We start from the raw sequence: 25392 nt of genomic DNA on the forward strand, positions 1-25392 counted from the left end.
TGACGATTGAAAAATTAAACTTATTTGAGCGATATTTGATATTTTTGTTTTACAGCAGAAAATAAAATAAATACAACCTTCAGAAAAATAATAATAAATATTATTGCCACATAGGATAGACTACGCATGGAATCCAGCGTCATTAATAATCACGCCACGAGAAACAATCGATTTTCTGGGAATAACTCCCTGACAATATTGATTATCGAGAAAGATAAGTACTATGCGGAAGGTTTACGTCAGGTGCTTATTGTTTTTTTCTCCCGATTAAATATACGTGTATTTTTTACTAACGACATTTACTACCGTTATCGTGCCAACATCATTTTTTGTGGAAGTTCACTATCAGAGTCAGGATTATTATCGGAGATTGCCGCTAACCCGGAGACCTCTAACACTCGGTTCTTTTTGATCCAAAATCCGGATAGCGTTAATCATCACTCACTCACTATCAATCAGGAAAATATTAGAGTCATTTCACGTAATTTATCAGTTGATAAATTAGTGAATTTGATAAAGCCAATGTTTTCCTCAATACAGTCCCGGAATGCTCTTATCGGCATTAAACCCATTACGGAAGCATTGACCCGCCGCGAGCGCGAAGTCTTAGAGTCATTAGCGCTGGGCATGACAAATTGCAGTATAGCCAATATGTTACGTATTAGTGTTAAAACCGTGAGCAATCATAAACGTACGGCAATGGCTAAGCTTAAATTTCGTAATAGCACCGAACTTCACTACTGGTTTTTACGCGGAGGATTAGCGGAACTCACGCAGCAAAATTCAGAAGCAGTTCATCCGGCAATCAATATCGCCAGAGAGCTATCGTCCAGACTTTCAGCCATGTTAAATACATCGCGGCTGATTACGGCCTACCCAGCGTTGCTGAAACAAGTTTATGCCGAAGGAAATATCACGTCTGAAATCGGTAGCGATAGACGCTGCGTCTATCAGGATAAGCTTATGCTTAGCAAGATTAATAGCGTTTCCAATTTAAAGATTCATCACCATGTATAGTATTTTTTTTGAACGATTCAAAATGGCTACGGCGAACATCAATATCCTGATGATTCTGCTATTTGCCATAGAAATATTCCTATTATCTGGCATCGGATACTTTATAGCACAATGCTTTTAGCGCTAGAGCATGTATCTGTGCCCGCGGAGAAAGTCACGTACTTGACTATATCTTATATTGTCAATAATTAAGCCGTTTCAGAGGAAAAATCTATAATTTATTACCCTCAGCTTAATCATATTTACCTTTACTCTCACTAATACAATCTTCAGAGAGTATGGTCTGAGACCCATGATTAAGAAACTCCGTAGGGAAGATCAATGTTGAGAAATTCAAAATTCATCATATTGCCTCTGCTGTGCGTCCTGAGTGTCAACACGGGAGCAACCATGTTAAGCAACCAGAATATACTTCCCTTTCAAGTTTCTTCCAGCAATGGCAATCATCCGAGTGGCTGTGATCTGGAGGAATTACGTAAAAGCTATGAAGATGCCACCACCGATGCTACCCATATCATTAAAATGGAAAAAAGCGGTTGCCATAAATTACTCAATAAAGTGAGTCGCAGCTGAAGCATAATGAATAAGAACATCTGAAGTACCAGGAAGCCTTTGAGAGTTATTTATTCTCAACTAAACGGCCCTGGTTGGGCCGTTTTACTAGGATGTTTATCAGATAAATAGGCGAACGTTAGCAATCCTGAAAAGAACCTAATCGGTAACCGCGCTGCGCAATGGCTTGTTTTAGTGTGGGAGAGGTTAATACTTCTAATTCAGTTAAACGCGGATAACAATAGCTACTGGTCATTAGGATTTTATCTATAAAGGCCGGATGACACATAAACTCAACGGAATTCACGCCTCTCTCATTGGCTTTATCCAACAATTGTAAAAATAGCTGTTCCGATATTTCCTCACCATAGAAACCGTCCTCAAACCACTGGCTGCTGCGAGAATCACCCAACGCGATTTTTTGCTGCTGCGCATAATGACGGTCAATACGCAGCGATAGATTTCGCTCGCGGGCAAAAGCGGCAACCCGTGGATAAATCTGCGGCAACATATGAACGTGATGATGGCTGTCGATATGGCTTGGCGGGCGGCCAAATAGAGCAACGAACTTATCAAATTGGCTAACTAGCTCTCCGGCAATTTCATCCAGATTCAACGTGCCGGCCTCCGCGTGCTGCCACAGAGATTTATTCAGTTCGCCCTTGGCATCAACTAAAGAAGGCATCTCAGTGAGTGGGCGGCCGTAAGTGAGGACAAAATGTAACCCCACCGGTAAATCAGGATTTTCCCGACTCAATTCCGCAGCGTGATCAATTGCTGTGCCGTTCACCATTGCCGTGGTAGAAGAAACGACTCCGTGGCGAAAAGCTTCGATAATACCGTAGCTCTGCCCTTTGCTTAGCCCGAAATCATCAGCATTAATAATAAGTAACTTCCCCATGAGTAATACCTTTCTGCGTAGCCCGCTGTCGCCAGCGTCAGCCAAAAATTAGTGGGATAAACTCTCAGCAACGCCATAGAATTTCTTACGATAGTTACCCGGCGTAAAAGAGGTGAGCTTCTTGAAGTTTTTGATAAATAATGTGGTGTCGCTGTAACCCGCTTCAAAAGCGATATCGGAAACCAAGTCATTAGTCACTTCAAGCTGGGTTTTGGCAAAATTGATTCTAATTTCATTGATAATTTGCATGGGCGTTTTTTGGTAATAACGTCGGGTCGCGCGAGTGAGATATTCCTGAGTTTTGCCAGAAAGTTCGACCATATTGATCAGCGCCCTTTCCCCAAACTGCGAATTATCATGCATCTTATCAACGGTATTTTTTAGCCACTGGGGAATATCATCGCTGGGAGCGGTCTCTTTATAATGGCTAATGCGGTTTGTGACATAGAATGTCAGTAATTCCAACAACTCCGTTATTTCATCTTCCTGTACGTGAGCCGCAGAAATCGCTGATTCGATATAGGAAAGAAAATCGCCTTTAATACGATAGGCCTGAGAAGCCACAAAACTGCGGGATAAAATATGTTTATAATGCTGCTCGAAAAACGCTTTGCTGATACCAACGTTGAGAATGCGAGTCACGCCAAACTCATAAAAACTTTGATGGTGAGACCCTACGGGGATAAAAACCACGTCTCCGCGCTCTAAAAACACCCGTTTACCGTTAATTTCCTGATAACACATTCCCGTCAATATCAGCGTATATTCATAATAATCATGCCGATGTAAACCTGTGGCACTTTCCGTTTTATTGTAAATAAATAGATGGAATTCCTTGTCGTTAAAAAGATCTTTTTCACGTACTAATCTTATATCCATTTTATTCACCGTCATTTTAATATTCAAAACGGACAAAGTGCCAACATCAACATCAACCAACTCGTTGGTGTAATTCGATCAATTCGGCAATTAACTCTCTGGCCAGCATAGCATTCATTAAATGATCCTGAGCGTGAACCAGTACGAGCGTGACTTTGGTTTTCCCTTCGCCCTGATCTGCTTCAATCAGTTGGGTCTGCACCAAATGCGCCTCATTAAGTGCCAATCGGGACTGAGCCATCATTTCTTCAGCCTGAGCAAAGTCACCGGTTTTAGCCAGCTTTAACGCTTTGTAAGCCAGGCTGCGCGCCTGACCCGCGTTGATAATCAGCCCCATAACGACGTCTTCCAACTCACTGCTGGTTTCTTCATTATCAACGATAGAATCTAAATCAAACATGATATTACTCCGTCAGTTAAAGCCGTTTTGCCTTGCGACATTTGCAAACCAATAACCACTTTTTTTCAGTTCACGGGTTTGGTCTGCCCTATTCAGCCGAACCAATCCATAACGATTCTTATAGGCATTAAGCCACGACCAACAGTCGATAAAGGTCCACAAATGGTAGCCTTTACAATTGCTACCTTCCTGTAGAGCTTTATGCAGCCAGGTTAAATGTTCGCGAATAAAATCAATTCGGTAGTCATCATTAATCATTCCGGTCGAGTCCATAAACTGCTCCTCGCCCTCCACGCCCATTCCATTCTCTGAAATATAGCAGGGAATATTGCCGTAATTTTCCTGTAGGTCTTTCAGAATGTCATACAGCCCTTTTTCATAAATTTCCCAGCCGCGATGGGGATTAATCTTACGACCCGGCATCGCATAAAAACTAAATAAATCTTCTGGGGTTTTTACCTGCCCGGCAGAAACCGGAACGTCTTTAGCCTGGATACGCCTCGGCTGGTAATAATTCACCCCAAGCACATCCACCGTTCCACAGGCAATCAGCTGAGCGTCTTCCGGCTCAGTGCGAGGCAATAAATCATGCTGGCGTAATAATTCCACCAAATCAGCAGGATAAGCGCCTTTCGTTACTGGATCGAGGAAACTGCGATTAAGCAACAGATCGGCATGATACGCCGCCGCACGATCTTCGGCGCTATCTGAACGCGGATAAGTCGGGCTCAGATTCAAAATGATGCCAATTGTCCCGTTTTGCTCCGCGCTGCGGTAGCGCCCCACCGCTTTGGCATGAGCCAATACGCTATGGTAAGCCACCGTCACCGCTCGCTTAAAATCCACCACGCAAGGGTAATGCAAGTCATTCAGATAACCGGCTTCAACCGGCACAATAGGCTCATTGAAGGTAAACCAGTGTTTAACTCTATCGCCAAACAACTTAAAACAGGCTTCGGCATAACGGGCATAAGCCTCCACTACGACTCGGTTTTCCCACCCCCCTCGCTCTTGCAGGCATAACGGCATGTCAAAGTGGTAGAGGTTAATAAAAGGCTTAATGCCGTTTGCCAGTAAAGTATCTATCACCCCGTTATAAAAGGCGACGGCCTGAGGATTCAGCTCGCCGTCACCGTCGGGGATCAATCGGGACCAGGAAATAGACGTTCTGAACGTGTTATGCCCCAGCGCCTTTAACAACAAAATATCCTGCTTATAGTTATCGTAAAATGTCGAAGTATTTTCTGGACCAACTAAGTCATGAAAACGCTCCGGGGAAATCTCATACCAGTAATCGAAGATATTCTTGCTTTTACCCTCCCGTAACGCCGCCCCTTCGGACTGCGTTGCCGAGGTGGCACTTCCCCACCAAAAATCATCGGAAAATTGATATTTCATTCCAGCTCCCAAACCTTTACGTCATAAACAGAGTGCAGCTCAAACAAAGTGTAATTATTAGAATTTCAGGCTGTTTGCGATTTCTTCTTCGCTTTCAACTTCACGGTCAATCTCGCCCTGCGCCTTGTTAGCAATAATCACGAACGGCAGATAAACCAATGTCGCTACCCCCAGGTTAAACAAACTGAGCAGTAACGCCGCAATGCTGCCGTTGGTATTGAAGAAGGCACCTAAACCGGCAGGCATTGTCCATGGCGCAATGTTGGTGATTGGCGGGATAAAACCGCTGTAATAAGCCACGGAAGTAATAATCGCCAATATCGGCTGAATCATGATGAACGGGATAAACAGCAGTGGGTTCATAATGACCGGCAGACCGAACAAGATTGGTTCATTGATCTGGAAAATACTTGCTGGAGCTGCCAGTTTCGCAACCTGGCGGTAATCTTCACGACGGGAAGCAATAAAAATGGCAATAATCAGACCCAGAGTCGCACCGGTTCCGCCGAGGAAAATGTAGGAATCGACGAAAGGTTTGGCCCACATATGGAACTCTTTACCCGCAGCCAGCGCGGCATCTACCGAACCGTATTGGGTATAGGTTGCAACGTTTTCCAGTGCGAACGGCATCATAATGCCGCTTTCCAGCGCGGACAGCGCCATGGCGCCGTGCACCCCGAAGAACCACAGCAGGGAGGAGAACATGACGTACACCCAGCCGACTACATTGCCCATTTTAGACAGCGGCGCCGAGATACTATCGATAATCACCTGATGGAAGTTGGTGCCATATTGGGCGAGGAAATATGCAATCACACCCATGATAGACAGGATGATAAAACCAGGAATAACTGCAGAGAATGAGCGCGAAACCGAGGTAGGCACGCTGTCTGGCAGGCTGATAACCCAGTTACGACGAATGATAAAGGTAAAGAGTTCAGCTACCACCAGCCCGATAATAATACCGGAAATGATATTGGCACCGCCCAGCCAGTTTGCGCCAACGGCATAGGCTTCACCCACGCTGTACGGCGTAACGGTCATAAAGGCTGCAACCGCCAGCAGCGCAGCGGCCAGAGGATCGACCTTTTTCTCTTCGGCCAGCGCCATACTGATAAAGAACGGCGTCATTAACGACATGATACCAAGGGTACCGTTATAAACGTTACCGCCAATGCCTTTCCAGCCATTCAGCATGGTTATGGTATCGGCGTCTAAACGCACCCCCATTGAGTAGAAGAACGAGCCGTCGCCGAAACTTAAGAATACGTTGTTGATCAGAACAAACATCGCCCCGGTCAGGGTTAACGGCATCAGCCTGATAAACCCATTCTTGATGGCGTTGATATGCTGTTGTCTGCCTATTCTAACGGCAAAGGGTAAGATGACTTTTTCCAGAGAAGCAATAAATTGGCTCACGACAATCCCCTATTATTGTTTTGCTTTTTTTATAGCGGCCACGGCAGCTTTTAATACCCCTAAACCATCGACTTTGCCGTAGAGCTGCGCGTCGATAACTTCAACGGGTTTGTGCGGGAACATTTTTTCGATTTCACCCAACATGTAGCTGATTTGTGGCCCTAACAAGATCACATCGGCCTCTGGGCCTTTTTCTGATGCCAGCGCTTCCGGATAGGCGTTAATCACCACCGGAACTTCATACTTCTCCGCTTGCGCCTTCATTTTGGATACCAGCAGCGAGGTGGACATACCGGCAGAACAAAACAGATAAATTTTTTTCTTTTCCATACCCAACACCTTTTGATGTTCAAAAGACACAAGTTATTGATATGCCAGTTGCAATGGTAAAATTCCCTTTATCTGTACGTCATCGCGAGCCTTAGCCCACATCCATTGTCTCTGGTTGTCGAAAGTATACGGAGTTGCCAGATAAGGCAGTAATCCACTATTTGGGGTAATCGTCTCTCATTGACCTTTCAGATTGACATTCTTCACACTTCTTCGGGTTCGCATTGTGATGAACCTCCCAAAACCATCATTTTTTAGCTTTGCGAAATAAGTTTAATTTATTGATTTATAAAAAATAAAATAGCAGCTACGAAAGGAATTGCGAAAAATCCGTACAAAATTATTGGGATAAGTAAAGAAATGGCTGATACCGCACATTAACCTGCAACGAGTCTGAAATACGAAATGCTGATTTTCATAGAAAAACTATAGGAATTTCATCAATAAAAAGAGAAAATAGTAGAATTCTTAACGCGGGGCGACCTGATTCAGACTCACCTTCGCTCACAAAAGATAATTTAGCGGGAAGCGGCCTGAATTCAGAAGAATGTATAATGTATGGATTCGGGGAAATAACGCTAAAGCCGCTCATAAAATAACAAAAAATAAACTCGCCTAACCAGCCACCGTTCGGCATTGGCGCATAGCGTCGCGGGCAAGTCCTGATGTCTACTTTCAAGAAAAATACGCATCGCTGGGCTAACGCATTTTCCAGCATGATGAGCGCACCGAGCAGTAATGGTTAACTGTGAAGTGGGAAAAGGCAGCGCCTGTCATGCACCGGATTGAAGCTCTCGTTCAACGGCAAAACGCGGCTACACTGCTTCCCGCTGCCCCCTTGTTACTTGGGTCGATAACCAAGATGGGTCTATCGGATTTATGCTATTTAACTAATTTCAGTTGGAAGTTTTATTTATCGATCCGAAATATCGGGGAGTCGGCGTTGGTCGTAAAATAATTGATTACGCCGTGGCGCTATATTCAATAATAACGACCGACGTGAATGCGCAGAATACGCGGGCAGAAGGTTTTATCCGCGTTTGGGTTTCCAAATCACCGGCCACTCTGAATTAGACAGTCAGGGGCGACCTTACCCGTTAATTCGTTTAGCACTCAGTAAATAAATGTCAGACACCCCATATAAAAAAGGCCGCGTATTCACACGGCCCGAATCAAATGATTAGCTCGCCCGTCACAAAGCAGCATAGGCTTTATTCAGCAACAGCAACGCTTGCTCAATATTATTGGTGTTGACGTAAACATCCTCAGAGATATCACCTGGGCGTTTTTTAAATCGATAAACTAATTTTGTGCCATTACGCAGAGCAGAAATAATTGTCCTCGACTGTTTTGCATCAAACTGGTCAGTATTAGTGAACAATGGATTTTCGGCGTCGAGCCTGAGTGTCAGGCCCCGAATTGCTATAGCCGGTTTTTCCACGGAAACCAAATAACCCAAGTCATTCTTATAAAGATATAAATCGTGGTTTTCGGCGCTGCACAACGCTGCACAATTTGTGCATCTGTCATTGCATCTTTTTCACACACCACCTGCCATTCAGCGTTATTCTGCCCAACGCTCCCTGAGGCATCAGAATGGAAAAGCGTATAGTCAATGCCGTTAATCACACCATTCTCGATCGCCATAACGCGTGCCAGCTGTTTTTCTGAAACATCCTTACCTAATTCGCAGGTAATTTCACTGCCGGAAATCAAGGGAGTTTGCCCGAATAAGCTTTTCTCTACGCTGTATTTTTGCGTGGCTGGCGCATCACCGTTTTCATCCGAATATTTATCGCAGTTTAATATTTGAACTCGGGTGTCATTCTTTATCGCATCAAGTAATAGGAGTTTCTTTTCTCACACCCGCCGATTAAGAAAAATACGCTAACGGCACAAAGTGCAACTAATAGCGTAAACGGTGACTTTTTCACTTGCCAGCTCCCATCGCTTTAACTGAATAAAGAGTAACATCTAAGCGCGATTGAAGTGTAAGGAAAATTGGTGCGTTCGCTAGTGAATCATCGTTATCGATAGGGGCGGTTTAATTAACTCAGGTATCCCTTATCGCATCTGCGTGCGCCCTTAACAAATTTCCCCTAAGCGCGTTTAAGTAAGGCCGCCCGATTTCCATTCATAAATCTAATGCAACCCTCTTTATCCTGTTTTAATCCCCCTAACTATCTAATAAGAGAATGTGGAAATTTAACACCTGTATATTGAATTCCAAGATAAAAATTGGTTATTTTAGCAATTGATTGTTGAATAAAAACATAAGAAAAGGATTTACGGATGAATGCCAAAAACGCTAAAGGTGCTCAGGTTTATACACCACTGTCACTGAAACTCTATGATTGGTGGGTACTAAACATATCGAATAAATACGCCTGGCGTTGCAGTACCAAAGATATTTTATTACCTCATTTACAGCAACACATGGGAAAAAAACACTTGGATATTGGCGTCGGAACCGGTTATTACCTGGCCAATACGCCCCGAGGCTCACAGAATATTACTCTGTTGGACCTCAACCCAAACAGTCTTGAAGCGTCTAAAAATCGCGTCGGACTGCATCGTATTTCAGAATGCGTGTTGCATGATGTTTTTCAATCGTTACCTGAGCATCTGAATAATCAGTTCGACTCGGTTTCTTTATTTTATCTGCTTCATTGCCTGCCCGGTAATATGTCAGAGAAAGCGCCCGCTATTGCACTCGCCGCGTCGGCAATAAAGGACGATGGTGTTGTTTGTGGTGCAACAATTCTTGGTGAAGGTGTGGAACATAATGCCTTTGCCCGCAAACTGATGTCGGTCTATAACCAAAAAGGAATTTTTAGTAATTATCAGGATTCGTTAGATAATTTACACTCGGTGCTCTCCACACATTTCAAACAGGTGGACGTGCAATTACATGGCACCGTAGCCGTGTTTTCCGCTAAAGGCAGAAAATGCGGGAATTAAAGAGACGTTAAAAGAGAACTCCCTGCCTTTCCTAACGAAAGGCAGATTTTACAAACCACCTGCATCTGACTCTTCGGATTATGCGTATCGGATTTCAATCAAAGGCTACGTTCAACTCAAAAGACACTGTGACGTGAAGTGCGTAGAGACTCATTCGTCGAACAGAATATAGGGGTATTGCATGGCCGATAATGAGTTTACTGAAAAAACCAAGGCAGTTTCAGGCTACTTCTCGATGTTCTTCTTGATGTTGGGTATCACCTGTATCCCTTTGTTCATCGCACACAGTCAGGAATTGCTGAGACAAGGGCTGCTGCTCCCTATAATGTACCTATTAGAGCTCAGCATTATCGTTCCTTCATATTAGTTTTTCTTTAGAAAACGTGACGGCTTTGGAAAAGGAAATCTTTTATCGCCTTTTTCTGATATTGCTGCTCGTCATACTTGCCATTCAGTTCGTTAGACCTTATCTGCTGGGAGTAACAAAATCAGAAAAGTGGATGACGGATCAAGTTTCACATCGTGGGTATATTTCAATCATAAATCCGTTATTACTGATATTTATTGTTCCGATATACGAAGAGATTATTTTCAGAGGCTGTTTATTTAGTGTTTTTTCCTATTGGTTTAAAGATAATATTTACTGGTCAGCGATTATCACCTCAATAAAACCAAATGCGCCATGCTATTAATCTCAAATTCTATACCCGATAAACGGGCCGCATTTCTACGGCCTGAATACTCATCTTACCGTTTAAACCAAACCTAGCTGTCTACTTAACTGCACAATTTCATGCTGCCACTGGCGCTGTAACTCTGGTTTTTGATGCTTGGGTTTACGCGCCAGATCGCCTTCAAGTTTGCTTTCCAGACCCAGCAACATCGCCAGTAAGTATTCTTCTTCAGTTTCCTGCTGCGCAATGCTTTCCAGTTTTGTCTCAACCGGAGCCGTAGCGGCTGGCGCAGGTTTGTCGGTCAAAATATCGTAAACCGGTGCTAGATCGTGCCATTCTTGCAAACGCTGTTTGGAACAGTACCGAAGCCTCAGCCGTCGGACGCACTCGCAATGCAGTAAGCCGGAGGGAAGTTTTCAGATTGTCAGTTAGCTTCGCTCAAGCTGGTTATCGCAGCACGATACCGGTAACGCTTGAGCGGTTGCGATGACTGAGGACGGGTGAAAAAAGAAACAATTCACGAGTCAACATAGCAATCCCCCTTAATATATTTATAGTGAATTAATTAAACGATTATATTGAGGTTTGTTCTACTTTGCCAGTTCCCCCCTTTATTATGCCTGCTTATATTTTCAGCGTAGCCAAAACCCAGTTCGTGGCAGCTTACTGACCATAATTCAATTTTGATTCATGGGCCTGCAGGCAGGAATATATCCGGTCGCCTTGACTAAATCAGGAAACCGACAATATTTAGGTAGCGATTGTTACATCCGGAACGACCATCAAGAGTTTCCTCTTTCATATTTAGGTTCAAGGGAGTTGATATATGCCTATCAAAATAATGTATCCGTATCGCATGGATGCACTGGCCATTGCTTTATTTTTTTGCGTCACTGGCCCTACATTCGCTTACGACAATGTTTATGTTTTCGGCGACAGTCTGAGTGATACCGGAAATAACGGCAGATTCACCTACGATAGCAACCAGCATTATTTATACGACGAGATTTTGGCGAAAAATGCAGGTATGACATTAGTCGCGTCGGATAAAGGCGGGTTTAACTACGCCGCTGGCGGCGCCGTTGCGGTGCCAGCACTCAACCCCGCCTACAATACGCAGAATCAAGTACAAAGTTACTTGCAGCGAGTGAACGGTCAGGCCGACAGTAACGGCCTGTATCTGCATTGGGTAGGCGGTAACGATTTGGCCGCTGCGGCGGCCTCAAACCCGGCCAGCGCACCCAGCGTGGCGTATAACAGCGCTGCCGCTGCCGCAACGCAGGTACAGGCTTTACTCAATGCCGGAGCCAATACGGTTATCGTTCCGACCGTGCCCAATATCGGCGCTACCCCAATGTTAATGGAACTGGTTATTCAACAGGGATTGGCTGCCGTACAGCCTTCAGCAATACCCGGCGCTCTACAGGCCGCTTTCAGCACGCTAAATGCCCTGACTACGCCTGATAACCCCTCCCGCAGACAGGCTATTCATCAGGCACTCACCGCCGCCTCTGAACGAATCAGCTCTATTCCGCAAGTACAGCAAGGGATTGCCGTTCAGCTCATAGCTGCCTTTGATGATCAAAGCGCTCTGGCCGGGCAACTCACAGATTTTTATAATAATAGTGAGGACGCTTTGCTCGCCCAAGGTAGCGGCAATATTGTCCGCGTCGATGTGAATAAACTATTCGGTGAAATTATTAGTAATCCGAATCTGTTCGGGTTTACCAATACGGCAGGAATGCCCTGCCCGATAGGCGTTTCTTCAGCGGTTTGTACTTCGGGTCAGGCTGGCTTTGCCCCGGGCCAATCCTACCTTTTCTCCGATCATTTTCACCCAAGCCCGCAGGCGCATCAGATGATAGCCGATTATATGCAAGCGGTACTTGATGCCCCCGCGCAAGCCGCTGCGCTGACACAAGCCACGGCGGCGATGGCTCGCGACACTCGAGCTACCCTGGACAGCCGTTTCCAGCAATTGCGCACTCATAAAAATCCGCAGGACTCATTTGGCGTATTTGGCGGTTATGCCGGGCAGCATTATGATTATTCAGCCAACATTGCCGCCGGAGATGGCAATGCCACTACTCATAATCTGACCTTGGGTATAGATTATCAGTTGACCGAAAATTGGCTGATTGGCGCATTAATTGCGGGATCGAATGATAATCAACGGCCTTCCAGCCGTTACGATTATAAGGCGCGTGGTTTGCTGCTTTCAGCCTTCAGCGCTCTGGAATTCGCGGATTATGCCTGGATGAATGCCGACGTACACTACGCCAGCATGAATTACGATGATATACGTCGCAGTATGCAGATCGGCACATTAACCCGAACTGAAACCGGTAATACCGATGGCAAACAGTGGGGAGCCAGATTCACTACCGGATATAATATTCCGATCACCACTTACCTGACCACTGGCCCGATGGCGCAATTTGCGCTGGATTACAGCAATGTGTCGGGATATAGCGAAAATGGTAACGACAGTACGGCCATGCGCTTCAGCGATCAAACTTATCATTCGCAAATTGGATCTTTGGGCTGGCGGCTGGATGGCAAATTTTCCTTATTTAACCCTTATGCCGAAGTGAATTACCAACATCAGTTTGGGGATGACGTTTATCGAAGCGGTGGGGGCCTGAAATCAACTCAAACTCATTTTGTCCGCGACAGCGCCAGACAGGATAAGAACTGGGTGAATCTCACTCTTGGTGCCAACGTGCCGCTCACGGATAACGTGGCCTCGTTTGCCTCCATATCGCAGACCACCGGCCTGAGCAGCGGCGAGCAATTTATGTATAACATTGGGTTAAGCGCCCGTTTTTAATCCATTTTCTTAACATGAAGTCTAAAAAAATGAAATGGAGCCCTCCCTCATTTCAGCATGAAGCTAAATTTAGGGAGGAATCCAGTACGTCACACAGGCACCGCAACCAATGCAACGTTCGGCATTACACCAAATTTTTACCACGCCAATAATGCCGATGTCCGTCATGGCCGCTTTGGCACAATCTTTTGGAGAATCGGCCAATACCACTTTCAGTTGAGAGCGGCGGGGATAAATGACTCTGCTTCGCTCGGCGAAAGGTGATAAGAAAGTAAAACAACCCACAGAGTATAAACCCTCGTATCCCTCATTGTTGCAACCCCTATAACCTATTGAATAAAAACACTAAATAATATTCTTCGTTAACTGACGATGACAAACCTTAAAGACCGATTGTCACAAGAATCACGGTGTATCGGGGTTTTTGTGACATCTCAGAACGTTAAAGATGCCGATAAGGATAAGACCTATCCCAACCATTTTTTCAGGGATGATGCGAAGAAAATAAGCGGCATCTGACAAATTTTCGATGATTTACTATTTATATTAAAACAATATAAACATTAAATTAAATAATGAATACAGCCAATTTGACTTAAGTATAATTATTAATCTTCAAATTAATGTATTGAATTTATTTAAGTTATCAATAAATGCGTGACATGAATCACATTAATATGATTCAATAGCCTTATAATCAATAAAATCATCTTAACTTTCCCTGGTGTTGGCCATTTGGCAACCCTTACCTCGTGTAAGGGTTTTTTGTTTTAAATCCCAGAGAGAAACAGGTTACAACGAGTGAGCTCAAGTCCCTTTGAATGCCTTGAACCTCATTGCTATACGCTGATGACTGTCACTTTTGCCTATCGATCTGGATTCTCAGTAAAACACATCAAATTTGCGAATATGTTAAGTTTCATCCAAGTTATTCCCGCTGGATTATCCCCTGGCTAGCGTTCGCCGGCAGCTATAATTGCGTAGATAATGGCTTGAAGCCCGCTGCTATCTGCCACTGAAGCGATAGAATTCCCCTTTCGGTTCTTGAGAAAATACACAGCGCCAAGACACTAAAATAAGACATGTTCAGAGAGCATCACAGAAGAAGGATATGTTTGTCGGAACCACCGTTGCTCAATCGTTATTGAGACTCAGGAAATCACAATATTTATCTTTTTCGAGTTTTCCGATAAAGCGAAAACCGCAAGAAAGATACAGTTTCCTCGCGACCAGATTGATCTCTTCTATCATTAAGGAAAGGTTGAAATTTACACCCTATTCGGAGTAGCTTCATCATGGCTATTTGGGAGAGTATATTGATTGGTAAGGGGAAGAAATTTTCACCAGAAAAGATAACCCGATTATTTACCCATACCTGACAGGTTTTCGAAAATAACTATCAGGGATCACTGATAAAATTAATAGAAAGAACGATGACCGCCTTTTCCCTTATACTTACTTGATTCCTGAAAATAGCCCAGTAAGCATCAATACCTAAAGCTGCCCCTCCTAACCTGAATAAATCAATAATTGAATATAAACGCACGACTTCAACAATGGCATTGACACAGACACAATTAAAAGCAGATTGATTTTATTTGGTAGACTAAGAGAGACACAGGTCTCTCTTTAATTAATTATTATCTGAACGCATTCATATTAATTGAATTTTGGATCGACAGAATGCGCGCAATCGCTATTGGCATCGCTGATATCATCCATGCAAGTTTGCGCATCCAAAGGCTCAGCGGGTGCCTTGCCCCATTCCGATCGATCATCGCCGGAACATCCAGAAAGTGCGCAGAGAAAAACACAAAAGATAAATTTATTCATTGGTATTTCCTTAAGCTAAAAGTACGATAAATAACCCGAGAAAAGATTTTCTGCTACGAGCGGCGATATTCAACACGGCTATTGCGAACCTCGTTCCCTCTGAAGTGATGGAAAGGTGCATCTCCGCGCTTAGGGAATGCGCCATGATAGCCATTGTGGGGATCAAACCGGTTATCTACGTGGCCGTGAAAATCACCAGGACCATGGAACCAAGGGGCTGCACCAATAAAACATTCACCCACAAGCCATTCCGAGCCGCAATATCCGTAAGGCGTGCAGCTGTAGACTCATAGTCATCATAGCCGTATGGCTATACAGGTTCAGACCTTCTTCGACAATAACTTCTGCTGAGGCCTGTGCTGAACATAAAAAGCCAATGGATAGCGATAACAAGAATGCCGAGTTCTTTATCATGCCAATCCTCACCCCACAATACGGATACGTTCTTCATTCGACATAATTCAAACCCTGTATCAGGTATGAATATGATGCAGAGCCAAGGAGAGCCTTAAACGTTATTTTTTGAAAATTTCGACATCAACATTTTCATGGTTTGATTCGTTGCCGGTTTTATCCAAAATGAAGTAATAGCAATTATCGGCTTTCACATTATCCATTTCCTCACATTTTTGATTAACCTTTTTTGAAAGCTCTTTATGACCTACGGTTGGTATACCTGACTGCTTAAAGGACAGCTCCCCTATTTTTGTATAACCAGCAGACTCTTGACGAGTGATCTGTTTGGCAGCATAGGATGAAGCAGAAAACAGGACGGTCACAGCCAAAACTAATGTCATGTATTTCATTTTTTACCTTTGATTTTGATATTCGTTTAAATAAGTGAGTTTACTTCATAAGCATCACTAAAGTGTTAACACCAGCCCGGGAAAAGTCAATGCGGTGTAAATAAAACGCTGAGGGTATTTTTCAACAAAAATCAGATTCCTATGTTGTGACAACTCTGGCGTGCATAAAAACCTCAGCAAATTCTGGTAACAAGCTCATCATTATGTTCATCGCATTCTTGATTGATGGCCGAAGGCATCTTGTTAACCACATGGAAAACATCAGAAAGCCGGGCAACTTTATCTGAATAAGCAGACCGAATAGGCGAACTGTAAATCACCGTTCTCTTTAAATAAAAAATCCCTATTTGGTTAACAGGCAAAAATTGAAATCGTTTATCTATCCATCATTAACGCCGGAACAAAAGCAGGCTGCTACGATTAAGTTCGAACTGTACACCGTTTCAAGCTTGGGCTTCGACAAACAAGCCATCGCGGAGCGTGACGACACGAACACATGTAGGTACAAATAATGAGAGCTGCTATCGCCACCGTTTTGATCGCTATTTCAGCCAGTGCTATCGCATCAAATGACAAACTTTACTCGGTGAATCCGGGGGCATTTATATTTCATGCATATGAACCCAAAACTGACTATACGCAATACTTTGATAATCAGTATATTGCCGTTGAGAGAAAGTTAAATGCCCAGTCAGATTACAGTTTATCTGTTGGAACGTTAGTCAATAGTTTTTCCAACAGATGTATGTTGCTAGGCGTGCGAAAAGACTGGTGGGAAAAGGATCATTGGACCTTCAAAGGCGGGTATGCATATGCAGGAGAGTTTTTCTTTTCTCAATTCAGTCATTGTGGCGATGAAGGGATTTATAAAAATATAAAGGACGCCGTTGGAGTAGGCTTTGCACCCTATATTTATCACGCCCTCCAATATGATTTTAATGACTCTTTTGGCGTAGAAGGCGGCGTTATTCTCCCCGGAATTGTCGTTCTTAGTATGCAGATCCACTTTTAATGACACTCCAACCAGGCTGAGATAATCATATTTATACCGCCCATAGCATTGCGCGCACATTGTACCAAACATCTGTCAGAGTCCATCACTACGGCCTGCGGGATAAAATCAGCCGCAACGGGCCGACGGTAAAATATGAACGCCGCCAGTTGCTAGGGCTAACCGACGGCGATGTAGAGTGGATTGGGGTCTGGCGTTGGGGCATATTGCGAAGTAGTTATTAATCTGGTCTTTGCGGGAATAAATACAATATAAAGTGGTAAACCGCAAAAATACCCACGCAAGCTAATATGGCGACATACCAATGTTCAAAATAGAAAAATGATGTAACCATCAATACTATTGCGATCATAGCAACGGTATTTGCCGCCATATAAGAAAGATAATATAGAAAACCGACTAAGATTTTTTTAACCGTTGAGTTGGTTGATGACATTATCTATTATCCTCCTGTATTCATCATCTCGTCCCTGCTCTTGCATACCGCTGGCCTCCACATAGCCAGACACTGAATCTTTAATTAAAAAATACAATATGTCCAGTTCGCCCATAGAACGTAAACGCCAATATAATCTTGGGTTTTGTTCTCTCAGCTCTCTGGAGGCATAAGCTGAGTGGCTTGCCAATGCACCTGCGGTCAATATGGAGTTTATCGCCGCACCCCGAAAAATGCCCAAAGACGCTTTTAATTTAGGGTGCATTGCTATTGATCTATTCATTCGTGAAGTTAACAAATACATGAGTGTAGTTGTTGTACCAAAGCGGAATAGTTAAAATAATTAAACGTAGGGAGGTTACAGGGTTTAGTCATTAGATGCACCTGATGTATTACCGAACCCCCATATTGTTCACATTTTGATTAACCTTTAATACACGCGTTTATTCTTTTTGCAGTTAATTCTTTGTGCCATCCCTCACACAACCCCTATCACATGCCAGTCGCGCCCGCACGCGGCACACTGGCTGAATGAAAACGCTTATTGCAGCACTTAAACGCGCCCTGGCGAATCTGATCCGCATCGGCATTGTATCCGAAGTGGATACGGTCAAAGGTTTATGTCGGGTAAAAATGGGCGAGCTAGAAACCGACTGGTTGAACTGGCTGACGCCCCGCGCCGGTCGGGTGCGCTTTTGGGCTGCGCCCTCGGTGGGGGAACAGGTGATTATCCTCAGTATCGGCGGCGAACTCACCACCGCTTTTGTGTTGCCCGCGGTGTTTTCCGATAGCAACCCTGCACCCTCGGCTTCAGCGGATGCCATCGTAGTGACATTTCCCGATGGGGCCAGATTTGAATATGAACCTACAACCCGTCATTTAGCCATTACCGGCATGAAAACCGCCAATATCGTGGCCGAAACCTCGATCACCCTCACCACGCCAGTGGTGAAATGTACTCAACACCTGATTACCCGAACCCTTCTGATTGAAGAAGGCGGTGAGGCGCGAGGCCACTTTAACCATTCCGGTGGCAATCTGACCTCAAACGGCATTGTGGTTCACACCCATCAACACGGCGGCGTCAAAGGTGGCGGTGATTCCTCCGGGGGGCCGCAATGACTTATCTCGGCATGAATGCGCAGACAGGTAAAGCCATTACCGATATGGCTCACATTCGCCAGTCTATCAGCGATATTTTAATCACGCCGCAAGGCTCCAGAGTGATGCGTCGGGAATACGGTTCGCTGCTGTCCACGCTGATTGATCAGCCGCAGAACCCCGCCTTACGGCTCAAAATGATGGCGGCGGTGTATGGCGCAGTCATGCGCTGGGAACCCCGCGTGACGCTGACGGTGATTGATCTCACGACTGAAAACAGCGGCGCTGCCTGTCGAGAGAATTCTGTAAGTGGCTCATAGTAATGATAAAAATGACAGTCTGGTTCTGCTGTAAACGTTGAAGACGGAGACCGTCACCAGCGTACTGGCGGATATGGCTACGCTGTCTAATGAGGTTTGGCGATATGGGTTGGGGCACCAAACAATCTGAATAAACACCAGATGAGCATGTGCTAGCACTGTAATAACGTTTATATTGTTTGGCACGGTTGCCAGAAATTCAATCGTTTCTGTGCGAATAAATGATTTAAATAAATGGTATAGAGACTGATGTCAGATCAAGAGCGGGAAGCCAGAAGGTTAGCACAAACCCAGGAGCAATATGCTTTGGTGGGCGAATTTACAGCCAAGTTTGAATTAGTTTGTTTTGCTATGAGAACAGGTATTGTAGCGCTATCCGGGCGCCACGGGTTGCAGAACCAACAAATCACCCATGCCCTTACGGCTGAGCTGACAGCTTATCCACTATCAAAGGCTTTTCATTCCGTTCTTATGGTTAGCGCAGAGCTAAATGAGGAACAGAAAAACATATTAGCTAAAATCAATAATCGGGTGACTAACCTGATTGAACGTAGAAACGAAATCATTCATGGAACTTGGTTTATTGGTTGGTCTTCTCCAGAAGATAATGACTTTTCAACGGGGACAGGCTTTAAACCTACCAACTCCAAGAAAGGCACAGGGATTAAACATCTGGAAGTAAGTACCGAAGTTTTCAGGCCATTGATTACTGAATGCGAATTGGTCAATGAGTTAGTCAGCCATGCTTGGGGCGGTGTTATGATTGGTGCTGCATTTGAAAAGCGATTTGTCATCGAAGATAAAACGATTCGGTTACTGAAAAATAGTCAATAAATTGACCTGATATTTTAATGCCGCAATAATATTTTTGCGGCGTTACTGCTTTCCCCCTCAGATGTTTGTGCCATCCTCCGCACAACGCCCATCACCTGTTCCGTGCTCAACAATCCGGCATCATAGCGCCTGAACGCTTAACCGGAGAAAAACCATGTGTTCCATAGGTTATATCTAATCACATGGCGCTTTTAAACCCTCACAATAAGTATCAATATGTGGGGATTACCCACTCTTTTTTAAGACGCAGATGCCCTTTTCAACTTACCTAATAATATTGTTAAGTTTATTTTCTCAATCAACTTTCTAAATTCATGCAATGCTTTTAATTGCCTAATGACCACATAAATAGCGTATACGGAAAATAACCATGAACAATATCGGATGACGACCAATAAATCATTTTTAGAGGATGTCTTCATCACGTCGTCGAGAAGGGATATAGCTCTCACAGGAACCCAATATCCCATGGAAATGGAGAATAATGTTAAAAGAAGAAGACTCATCAATACTTTCTTCTTATTCATCCTCGCTGAACCATCAGGGCATATATCAACTAAGCCAGAGTGTTCTCTGGCTACCTTTAATGTCGCATCAACACTTAGATCCTTTCTTAGGGACACATACTGTAAAACAGCAAAACAGTAATTTTCTTCCGCTCTATGTGTCAGAAACTTTGATAAATACTGGACTTCAAGTCTATTAAAATCCCCCCTCGGTTTAAAATAAAGCTCACCGAATTTTGAGATGGCGAGCATTCTTTTATCCCAGGAGCTGTCCTCAAATTTTTGCCAACTTAAATCATTACGTCGTCTCAAAAAGAAGCTAAAAATAAATGTAAATAAGACACCAAGAGCAGAATTAACAATAGCGCCCGAATAATCATGAAAAATACTGAGCATGAAAAGAGTCCCAAACAAGCAGAAATAGAGTCGTAGTAACGTCAGAAATAAGGTAGTACAAATCACCATAGACTGATACAGCTTTAATTTTATCCTGGAATGTATTCCGCGCTTTTTATTGTGCCACAGCTCACACATCCCTCATCTGGTACCCCCACCCACAAATTCGTCACCATAGGTTCACCCCTCCATTCACAAAAATTGACTGTATGAATGATTATCACCAAGGCGTCCGTGTCCTCGAAATTAACGAAGGCACACGGGTTATTTCCACCGTATCCACCGCTATTGTTGGCATGGTCGGCACCGCCGACGCTAAGACCTTTCCCCTCAATACCCCGATACTGATCACCGATGTATTGGCCGCCGCCGGGGAAAACCAGGAAAAAAGATACGCTGGCGCCATCACTGTTAGCCATTGCCGAGCAGACCAAGCTGGTCAACATTGTGGTACGCGTGACTACCGGCAACGATGCGGCCGAAATCACTCCCAATATTATCGGCAGGTCAGACGAGAATGGCCGCTATACCGGCATGAAAGCCCTGTTAGCCGCCCAGATCGTGACCGGCGTCCGGCCGCGTATTCCGGGCGTACCGAGGCTGGATAATTTGGAGATTGCCACCGCACTGGCGACCATTTGCCCGCAGTGACGTGCCATCGGTTATATCAGCGCCTTTGGTTGCAAGAAAGATGTCCGAAGCAATTCAGTTCTAGGAGAATTTTATCCAGCGCAAGCTGATGCTGATTTGGCAGGGCTTTAAACGGGGGCAAAAAGGTCGTAGACACAATGTAGTCATTTGGTCGCCACTTCGCCAAATTCGGCAGACGCCAGAAACAAAAAAACCGCCTCTCGGCGGTTAACGACATACTCATACTGCTTTGTTTTACTTATACTATTTTCCATGGTGCCCGGGGCGGGACTTGAACCCGCACAGCCATAAGCCGAGGGATTTTAAATCCCTTGTGTCTACCGATTTCACCACCCGGGCTCAGGAAAATTGGAGGCGCGTCCCGGAGTCGAACCGAGGTAGACGGATTTGCAATCCGTAGCATGGCCACTCTGCCAACGCGCCGTATTCTTCATTGCCTTACTGCTGAGACTAGCATTTCTGCAAGCCTGCCAAATTTGGAGCGGGAAACGAGACTCGAACTCGCGACCCCGACCTTGGCAAGGTCGTGCTCTACCAACTGAGCTATTCCCGCAACATCAGAACTTACTGATTTTTTTGCTATCTTTCGGCGTTTCGTTGCTGCCGTCTGATGCGATGCATTCTACTTACCTGACGCAATGAGTCAATAAAATTATCAATCTAAAACGTCCGTTTGCTGATTTTTGCGGCACTTCGATCAAGGTTCGAGCAAATCTTTCCAGGCTGCGCTTAAATATTGGAACATTGACCAGAAAGTCAGCACCGCAGCGATATAAAGTAGAACAAAACTAGCCAACTCTACGTAAGCCGTTGGACGCCATAATAAACCAACCAATGACATCATTTGCGCCGTCGTTTTGACTTTACCAATCCAGGACACCGCAACGCTGCTACGCTTGCCGATTTCTGCCATCCACTCGCGTAGCGAGGAAATAATGATCTCACGAGCGATCATGGTGGCTGCCGGTAAAGTAATCCACCATTGGTGATAATATTCGGCAACCAGCACCAATGCTACGGCAACCATCACTTTATCCGCTACTGGATCAAGAAACGCACCAAAACGGGTCGTTTGCTTCCAGCGGCGAGCTAAAAATCCATCGAACCAATCGGTTGCTGCTGCGAATACAAAAATGCCAGCACACAACACCGGGGCCCAAACGAATGGCAGGTAAAATGCCAGAACAAAGAATGGGATAAGTGCAACACGAAACAGGGTGAGCCAAGTCGGTATATTCAATTGCATAATGCTTCTATAGCTATCTGGCGAGTATGGATACAATGAGTATGGTGCAATATTACGTTCAGTGTTTCAATGCATTGTAGATCTTTTCTGCCAATGCTTGTGAAATACTCGGCACTTTTGCAATTTCCTCGACGCTGGCGTTAAGTAACGGTTGAAGTCCGCCCATATACTTCAACAGTATTTGCCGCCGTTTCGGACCAACGCCTTCTATCAGCTCTAATGCACTGGTATTTTTTACTTTTGATCTTCTCTGTCGGTGGCCCGTGATTGCATGATTATGCGATTCATCACGAATATGCTGGATCAAATGCAGCGCTGGCGAATCAGAAGGTAGCGATATCCCCTCACCTTCTGCGGCAAAGAATAGCGTTTCCAACCCAGCCTTACGGTCACTCCCTTTAGCTACACCTATTAATAAAGGTTTTTGTTTGTTCCAAGGCACATCCAGTTCGGAAAAAACCTCAATAGCCTGACCCAACTGGCCTTTTCCGCCGTCGATAAAAATAACATCGGGAACTTTTTGCTCATCTATTGCTTTGCCGTAACGACGTTTTAACACCTGATTCATTGCCGCGTAATCATCACCCGGAGTAATTCCGGTAATATTGTAGCGCCGATACTCTGACTTCACCGGCCCATTCGCATCGAAAACAACGCATGAGGCAACCGTCTGCTCCCCCATGGTATGGCTAATGTCAAAGCACTCCATGCGGTTTATCTCATTCAACTTCAACGTTTCCGCCAATGCTTTCATTCGCTGGTGGATAGTTGACTGTTGCGATAGCTTGGTGACTAACGCCGTCGCCGCATTGGTCCGCGCTAGTTTAAGATAACGCGCTCTATCACCTCGCGGTCGGCTTTGAATCTGAATTTTTCGTCCCGCAAGTTCGCTTAAGGATTCAGCCAGTAGATCTTTTTCTACCAATGCAAAATCAAGCAAAATCTCCCCTGGTAAGGTTCGCGCCTGACTGCCCTGTAAATAAAACTGACCAACGAAAGTCTGCACCACCTCGCTCAGCTCAGTACCATTCGGCACTTTAGGAAAGTAACTGCGGCTTCCCAGCACTTTACCTTGCCGAATAAACAGAACGTGCACACACGCTAACCCCGAGTCAAAGGCGACACCAATCACATCCAGATCTTCGCTATTCCCGGAAACAAACTGTTTTTCTGTGACTCGTCGAACAGCCTGAATTTGATCCCGAATACGAGCCGCCTCTTCAAAATGCAGCAATTGGCTGGCATTTTCCATGCGAGAAATCAATTGAGTCAGTACTTGTTGATCTTTACCGGAAAGAAATAGCCTAACGTAATCAACCTGACGTTGATATTCTTCATCGCTGACTAACCCATTCACGCAAGGTCCCAGGCAACGACCAATCTGATACTGTAAGCAAGGACGGGAGCGATTGCGGTAAACGCTGTTTTCACACTGTCGAATCGGAAAAAGTTTTTGTAACAAAGCTAGCGTTTCGCGCACAGCATAGGAATTGGGGAAAGGCCCAAAATATTCGCCCTTCTCATGTTTGGCTCCGCGATGCGTAGCAAGGCGAGGATGAGTATCTGCGCTGAGAAAAATAAGTGGGTATGATTTGTCATCCCGCAGCAACACATTATATCTAGGTTGGTAAAGCTTGATGTAATTATGTTCAAGCAACAGCGCCTCAGTTTCTGTATGCGTAACAGTGACATCAATTTGGGCGATGTTCTTAACTAATGTTTCGGTTTTGCGGCTATTTACCTGCGTGCGGAAATAGCTGGTAAGTCGCTTTTTCAAATCTTTCGCTTTACCAACATAGATAACAGTACCCTTGGCATCATACATACGATAGACGCCGGGCTGGCTGGTTACTGTTTTCAAAAACTCTTTTGCATCAAAGCATTCAGTCACTATTTGACAATGTCTCCGCGTTAAATAGACCGTGGCGAATCGCCAAATGGGTCAATTCAACATCACCACTTATATTTAGTTTACTAAACATCCGGTAACGATAGCTATTCACTGTTTTAGGACTGAGATGAAGTTGCTCCGAGATTTCATTCACCTTTTGACCTTTAGTTATCATTAGCATGATTTGCAATTCGCGCTCGGAAAGACAGGCAAAAGATGTATCAACCTGCGGCTCTAGCTGGCTCAATGCCATCTGTTGCGCGATATCAGAAGCAATGTAACGCTGACCCGAATGAACGGCCCGAATTGCATTGATCACATCTTGCGGCGCAGCGCCTTTGCTCAGATATCCTCCTGCGCCTGCCTGCATCACCTTGGCCGGTAACGGATTCTCCGTATGAATGGTTAACATGATGACTTTGATATCTGGGGAGAAACGGAGAATTTTCCGCGTGGCTTCCAACCCACCAATACCAGGCATATTCATATCCATCAAAACGATATCAACAGTATTATTGCGACACCATTTTACCGCATCCTCGCCACACTGCGCTTCACCCGAAACTTTGATACCCCTGATATCTTCCAGAATGCGTCGTATCCCTGCGCGCACCAGTTCGTGGTCATCAACAAGAAGAACGCTAATCAAAGAAAATTCTCCAAAAAAATAAGGGAGTAACCTAATCACTCTTTGTTTACGGCAGTGATATTACTTGTTTTCAGCCAAAGAATGAATACAGAATAATTGTAATTTTACATCTCTATTTTGGTCAGAATTATTTTTATCGCGATCGCTTTTCATCCGCCATTAGTTTGGCAAGTCGGCCTATTAAAGGGAGCGGTCAACGAAAGGAAAATACATCCCAAAATAAGTGATGAATTTTACAACACAATCTACTCAAATAACTAATTATTAGTGCAATAAATAGTTTACAACAAGTTATTTTTCTAATTTAAAAAAGACAACCACCTGATACTGTTATGAATAATTACTTTCTG

Annotated in this window: 27 protein-coding genes, 3 tRNA genes and 2 pseudogenes; 11 read left to right on the plus strand and 21 right to left on the minus strand. The window is 44.5% G+C overall.

The window, feature by feature from the left end; all coding sequences use genetic code 11:
• Window positions 1–126 precede the first annotated feature (126 nt).
• On the plus strand, window positions 127–1017 hold the full coding sequence (locus ACQ4OC_RS14635) for a response regulator transcription factor (protein ID WP_064517769.1): 891 nt from the start codon (window positions 127–129) through the stop codon (window positions 1015–1017).
• A 390-nt stretch (window positions 1018–1407) separates the two neighbouring features.
• Window positions 1408–1590 carry a hypothetical protein gene (locus ACQ4OC_RS14640; RefSeq protein ID WP_064517766.1) on the plus strand — a complete coding sequence of 61 codons (183 nt, stop codon included), beginning with the start codon at window positions 1408–1410 and terminating at the stop codon, window positions 1588–1590.
• 118 nt (window positions 1591–1708) lie between these two features.
• Here ACQ4OC_RS14640 and chbG read toward each other — a convergent pair whose 3' ends face one another.
• The 9 genes from chbG to ACQ4OC_RS14685 all read right to left on the minus strand — a co-directional run bounded on the left by chbG (window position 1709) and on the right by ACQ4OC_RS14685 (window position 8612).
• Window positions 1709–2470 carry a chitin disaccharide deacetylase gene (gene chbG, locus ACQ4OC_RS14645; RefSeq protein ID WP_064517765.1) on the minus strand — a complete coding sequence of 254 codons (762 nt, stop codon included), beginning with the start codon at window positions 2468–2470 and terminating at the stop codon, window positions 1709–1711.
• A gap of 48 nt (window positions 2471–2518) precedes the next feature.
• Window positions 2519–3364, minus strand: a complete 846-nt coding sequence (chbR, locus tag ACQ4OC_RS14650) for a transcriptional regulator ChbR (protein ID WP_071925645.1) — start codon at window positions 3362–3364, stop codon at window positions 2519–2521.
• Between the two features lie 37 nt (window positions 3365–3401).
• A complete protein-coding gene (gene chbA, locus ACQ4OC_RS14655; RefSeq protein WP_064517762.1) occupies window positions 3402–3749 on the minus strand; it encodes a PTS N,N'-diacetylchitobiose transporter subunit IIA in 348 nt (115 codons plus the stop codon).
• 12 nt (window positions 3750–3761) lie between these two features.
• Window positions 3762–5147: a glycoside hydrolase family 1 protein gene (locus tag ACQ4OC_RS14660; protein ID WP_064517760.1), complete on the minus strand. Its 1386-nt coding sequence runs from the start codon at window positions 5145–5147 to the stop codon at window positions 3762–3764.
• A 57-nt stretch (window positions 5148–5204) separates the two neighbouring features.
• Window positions 5205–6566 carry a PTS N,N'-diacetylchitobiose transporter subunit IIC gene (gene chbC / locus ACQ4OC_RS14665; protein WP_064517758.1) on the minus strand — a complete coding sequence of 454 codons (1362 nt, stop codon included), beginning with the start codon at window positions 6564–6566 and terminating at the stop codon, window positions 5205–5207.
• A 12-nt stretch (window positions 6567–6578) separates the two neighbouring features.
• Complete coding sequence (locus ACQ4OC_RS14670; RefSeq protein ID WP_049596361.1) at window positions 6579–6896, minus strand: PTS sugar transporter subunit IIB; 318 nt, start codon at window positions 6894–6896, stop codon at window positions 6579–6581.
• 415 nt (window positions 6897–7311) lie between these two features.
• A complete protein-coding gene (locus tag ACQ4OC_RS14675; RefSeq protein WP_430971301.1) occupies window positions 7312–7614 on the minus strand; it encodes a hypothetical protein in 303 nt (100 codons plus the stop codon).
• Between the two features lie 474 nt (window positions 7615–8088).
• The gene (locus ACQ4OC_RS14680) at window positions 8089–8337 is read right to left on the minus strand and encodes a hypothetical protein (protein ID WP_162975214.1); all 249 of its coding nucleotides are present in this window, start codon (window positions 8335–8337) and stop codon (window positions 8089–8091) included.
• Window positions 8319–8612 carry a hypothetical protein gene (locus tag ACQ4OC_RS14685; protein ID WP_064517751.1) on the minus strand — a complete coding sequence of 98 codons (294 nt, stop codon included), beginning with the start codon at window positions 8610–8612 and terminating at the stop codon, window positions 8319–8321. Before ACQ4OC_RS14685 ends, ACQ4OC_RS14680 begins: the two co-directional genes overlap by 19 nt.
• Window positions 8613–9188: 576 nt before the next feature.
• On the opposite strand from ACQ4OC_RS14685, the gene ACQ4OC_RS14690 reads away from it, so the two are divergent.
• Window positions 9189–9857, plus strand: a complete 669-nt coding sequence (locus ACQ4OC_RS14690; RefSeq protein ID WP_120806721.1) for a class I SAM-dependent methyltransferase — start codon at window positions 9189–9191, stop codon at window positions 9855–9857.
• Window positions 9858–10357: 500 nt separating this feature from the next.
• A complete protein-coding gene (locus ACQ4OC_RS14695) occupies window positions 10358–10549 on the plus strand; it encodes a CPBP family glutamic-type intramembrane protease (RefSeq protein WP_371112920.1) in 192 nt (63 codons plus the stop codon).
• Window positions 10550–10611: 62 nt separating this feature from the next.
• Here the strand turns inward: ACQ4OC_RS14695 and ACQ4OC_RS14700 are convergent, their stop codons facing one another.
• On the minus strand, window positions 10612–10836 hold the full coding sequence (locus ACQ4OC_RS14700) for a hypothetical protein (protein WP_143711280.1): 225 nt from the start codon (window positions 10834–10836) through the stop codon (window positions 10612–10614).
• Between the two features lie 521 nt (window positions 10837–11357).
• On the opposite strand from ACQ4OC_RS14700, the gene ACQ4OC_RS14705 reads away from it, so the two are divergent.
• Complete coding sequence (locus tag ACQ4OC_RS14705; RefSeq protein WP_430971302.1) at window positions 11358–13361, plus strand: autotransporter outer membrane beta-barrel domain-containing protein; 2004 nt, start codon at window positions 11358–11360, stop codon at window positions 13359–13361.
• A 69-nt stretch (window positions 13362–13430) separates the two neighbouring features.
• Here the strand turns inward: ACQ4OC_RS14705 and ACQ4OC_RS14710 are convergent, their stop codons facing one another.
• From ACQ4OC_RS14710 to ACQ4OC_RS14720, 3 genes are all read right to left on the minus strand, one after another.
• Window positions 13431–13646, minus strand: coding sequence for a hypothetical protein (locus ACQ4OC_RS14710; RefSeq protein WP_064517742.1), 216 nt, complete (start codon window positions 13644–13646; stop codon window positions 13431–13433).
• A gap of 1374 nt (window positions 13647–15020) precedes the next feature.
• On the minus strand, window positions 15021–15194 hold the full coding sequence (locus ACQ4OC_RS14715; protein WP_158513773.1) for a hypothetical protein: 174 nt from the start codon (window positions 15192–15194) through the stop codon (window positions 15021–15023).
• A 515-nt stretch (window positions 15195–15709) separates the two neighbouring features.
• Window positions 15710–16000, minus strand: coding sequence for a hypothetical protein (locus ACQ4OC_RS14720; protein ID WP_120806724.1), 291 nt, complete (start codon window positions 15998–16000; stop codon window positions 15710–15712).
• A 511-nt stretch (window positions 16001–16511) separates the two neighbouring features.
• Here ACQ4OC_RS14720 and ACQ4OC_RS14725 point away from each other — a divergent pair.
• Window positions 16512–17012, plus strand: coding sequence for a hypothetical protein (locus ACQ4OC_RS14725; RefSeq protein ID WP_120806725.1), 501 nt, complete (start codon window positions 16512–16514; stop codon window positions 17010–17012).
• Between the two features lie 77 nt (window positions 17013–17089).
• Window positions 17090–17229: pseudogene (locus ACQ4OC_RS14730) on the plus strand (phage virion morphogenesis protein); the annotation flags it as partial.
• Between the two features lie 193 nt (window positions 17230–17422).
• On the opposite strand, the gene ACQ4OC_RS14735 reads toward ACQ4OC_RS14730, so the two are convergent.
• The gene (locus tag ACQ4OC_RS14735) at window positions 17423–17713 is read right to left on the minus strand and encodes a hypothetical protein (protein ID WP_064517735.1); all 291 of its coding nucleotides are present in this window, start codon (window positions 17711–17713) and stop codon (window positions 17423–17425) included.
• 266 nt (window positions 17714–17979) lie between these two features.
• Here ACQ4OC_RS14735 and ACQ4OC_RS14740 point away from each other — a divergent pair, with 266 nt between their 5' ends.
• The 3 genes from ACQ4OC_RS14740 to ACQ4OC_RS14750 all read left to right on the plus strand — a co-directional run bounded on the left by ACQ4OC_RS14740 (window position 17980) and on the right by ACQ4OC_RS14750 (window position 19703).
• Window positions 17980–18570, plus strand: a complete 591-nt coding sequence (locus tag ACQ4OC_RS14740) for a phage baseplate assembly protein V (protein WP_120807123.1) — start codon at window positions 17980–17982, stop codon at window positions 18568–18570.
• Window positions 18567–18869 carry a GPW/gp25 family protein gene (locus ACQ4OC_RS14745; RefSeq protein WP_430971303.1) on the plus strand — a complete coding sequence of 101 codons (303 nt, stop codon included), beginning with the start codon at window positions 18567–18569 and terminating at the stop codon, window positions 18867–18869. Before ACQ4OC_RS14740 ends, ACQ4OC_RS14745 begins: the two co-directional genes overlap by 4 nt.
• Before the next feature lie 249 nt (window positions 18870–19118).
• A complete protein-coding gene (locus ACQ4OC_RS14750) occupies window positions 19119–19703 on the plus strand; it encodes a hypothetical protein (RefSeq protein WP_064517728.1) in 585 nt (194 codons plus the stop codon).
• A 239-nt stretch (window positions 19704–19942) separates the two neighbouring features.
• On the opposite strand, the gene ACQ4OC_RS14755 is transcribed toward ACQ4OC_RS14750, so the two are convergent.
• A complete protein-coding gene (locus tag ACQ4OC_RS14755; protein ID WP_128821873.1) occupies window positions 19943–20605 on the minus strand; it encodes a hypothetical protein in 663 nt (220 codons plus the stop codon).
• 209 nt (window positions 20606–20814) lie between these two features.
• Here ACQ4OC_RS14755 and ACQ4OC_RS14760 point away from each other — a divergent pair.
• Window positions 20815–21317, plus strand: a pseudogene (locus tag ACQ4OC_RS14760) (phage tail protein); the annotation flags it as partial.
• Window positions 21318–21509: 192 nt separating this feature from the next.
• Here ACQ4OC_RS14760 and ACQ4OC_RS14765 read toward each other — a convergent pair.
• The 6 genes from ACQ4OC_RS14765 to uvrY form a co-directional block, all read right to left on the minus strand.
• Window positions 21510–21595: transfer RNA gene (locus ACQ4OC_RS14765), tRNA-Leu, on the minus strand.
• 10 nt (window positions 21596–21605) lie between these two features.
• Window positions 21606–21679, minus strand: a tRNA-Cys gene (locus ACQ4OC_RS14770).
• Window positions 21680–21733: 54 nt separating this feature from the next.
• Window positions 21734–21809, minus strand: a tRNA-Gly gene (locus ACQ4OC_RS14775).
• A 144-nt stretch (window positions 21810–21953) separates the two neighbouring features.
• Window positions 21954–22502 carry a CDP-diacylglycerol--glycerol-3-phosphate 3-phosphatidyltransferase gene (gene pgsA / locus ACQ4OC_RS14780; RefSeq protein WP_049597562.1) on the minus strand — a complete coding sequence of 183 codons (549 nt, stop codon included), beginning with the start codon at window positions 22500–22502 and terminating at the stop codon, window positions 21954–21956.
• A gap of 58 nt (window positions 22503–22560) precedes the next feature.
• Entirely contained in the window at window positions 22561–24393 is a 1833-nt protein-coding gene (gene uvrC, locus ACQ4OC_RS14785) for an excinuclease ABC subunit UvrC (RefSeq protein ID WP_430971304.1), read from the minus strand.
• Entirely contained in the window at window positions 24386–25042 is a 657-nt protein-coding gene (uvrY, locus tag ACQ4OC_RS14790; RefSeq protein WP_430971305.1) for a UvrY/SirA/GacA family response regulator transcription factor, read from the minus strand. Before uvrY ends, uvrC begins: the two co-directional genes overlap by 8 nt.
• Window positions 25043–25392 lie beyond the last annotated feature (350 nt).

This window comes from Yersinia sp. J1 (assembly GCF_050586585.1).
GTDB lineage: Bacteria > Pseudomonadota > Gammaproteobacteria > Enterobacterales > Enterobacteriaceae > Yersinia > Yersinia entomophaga.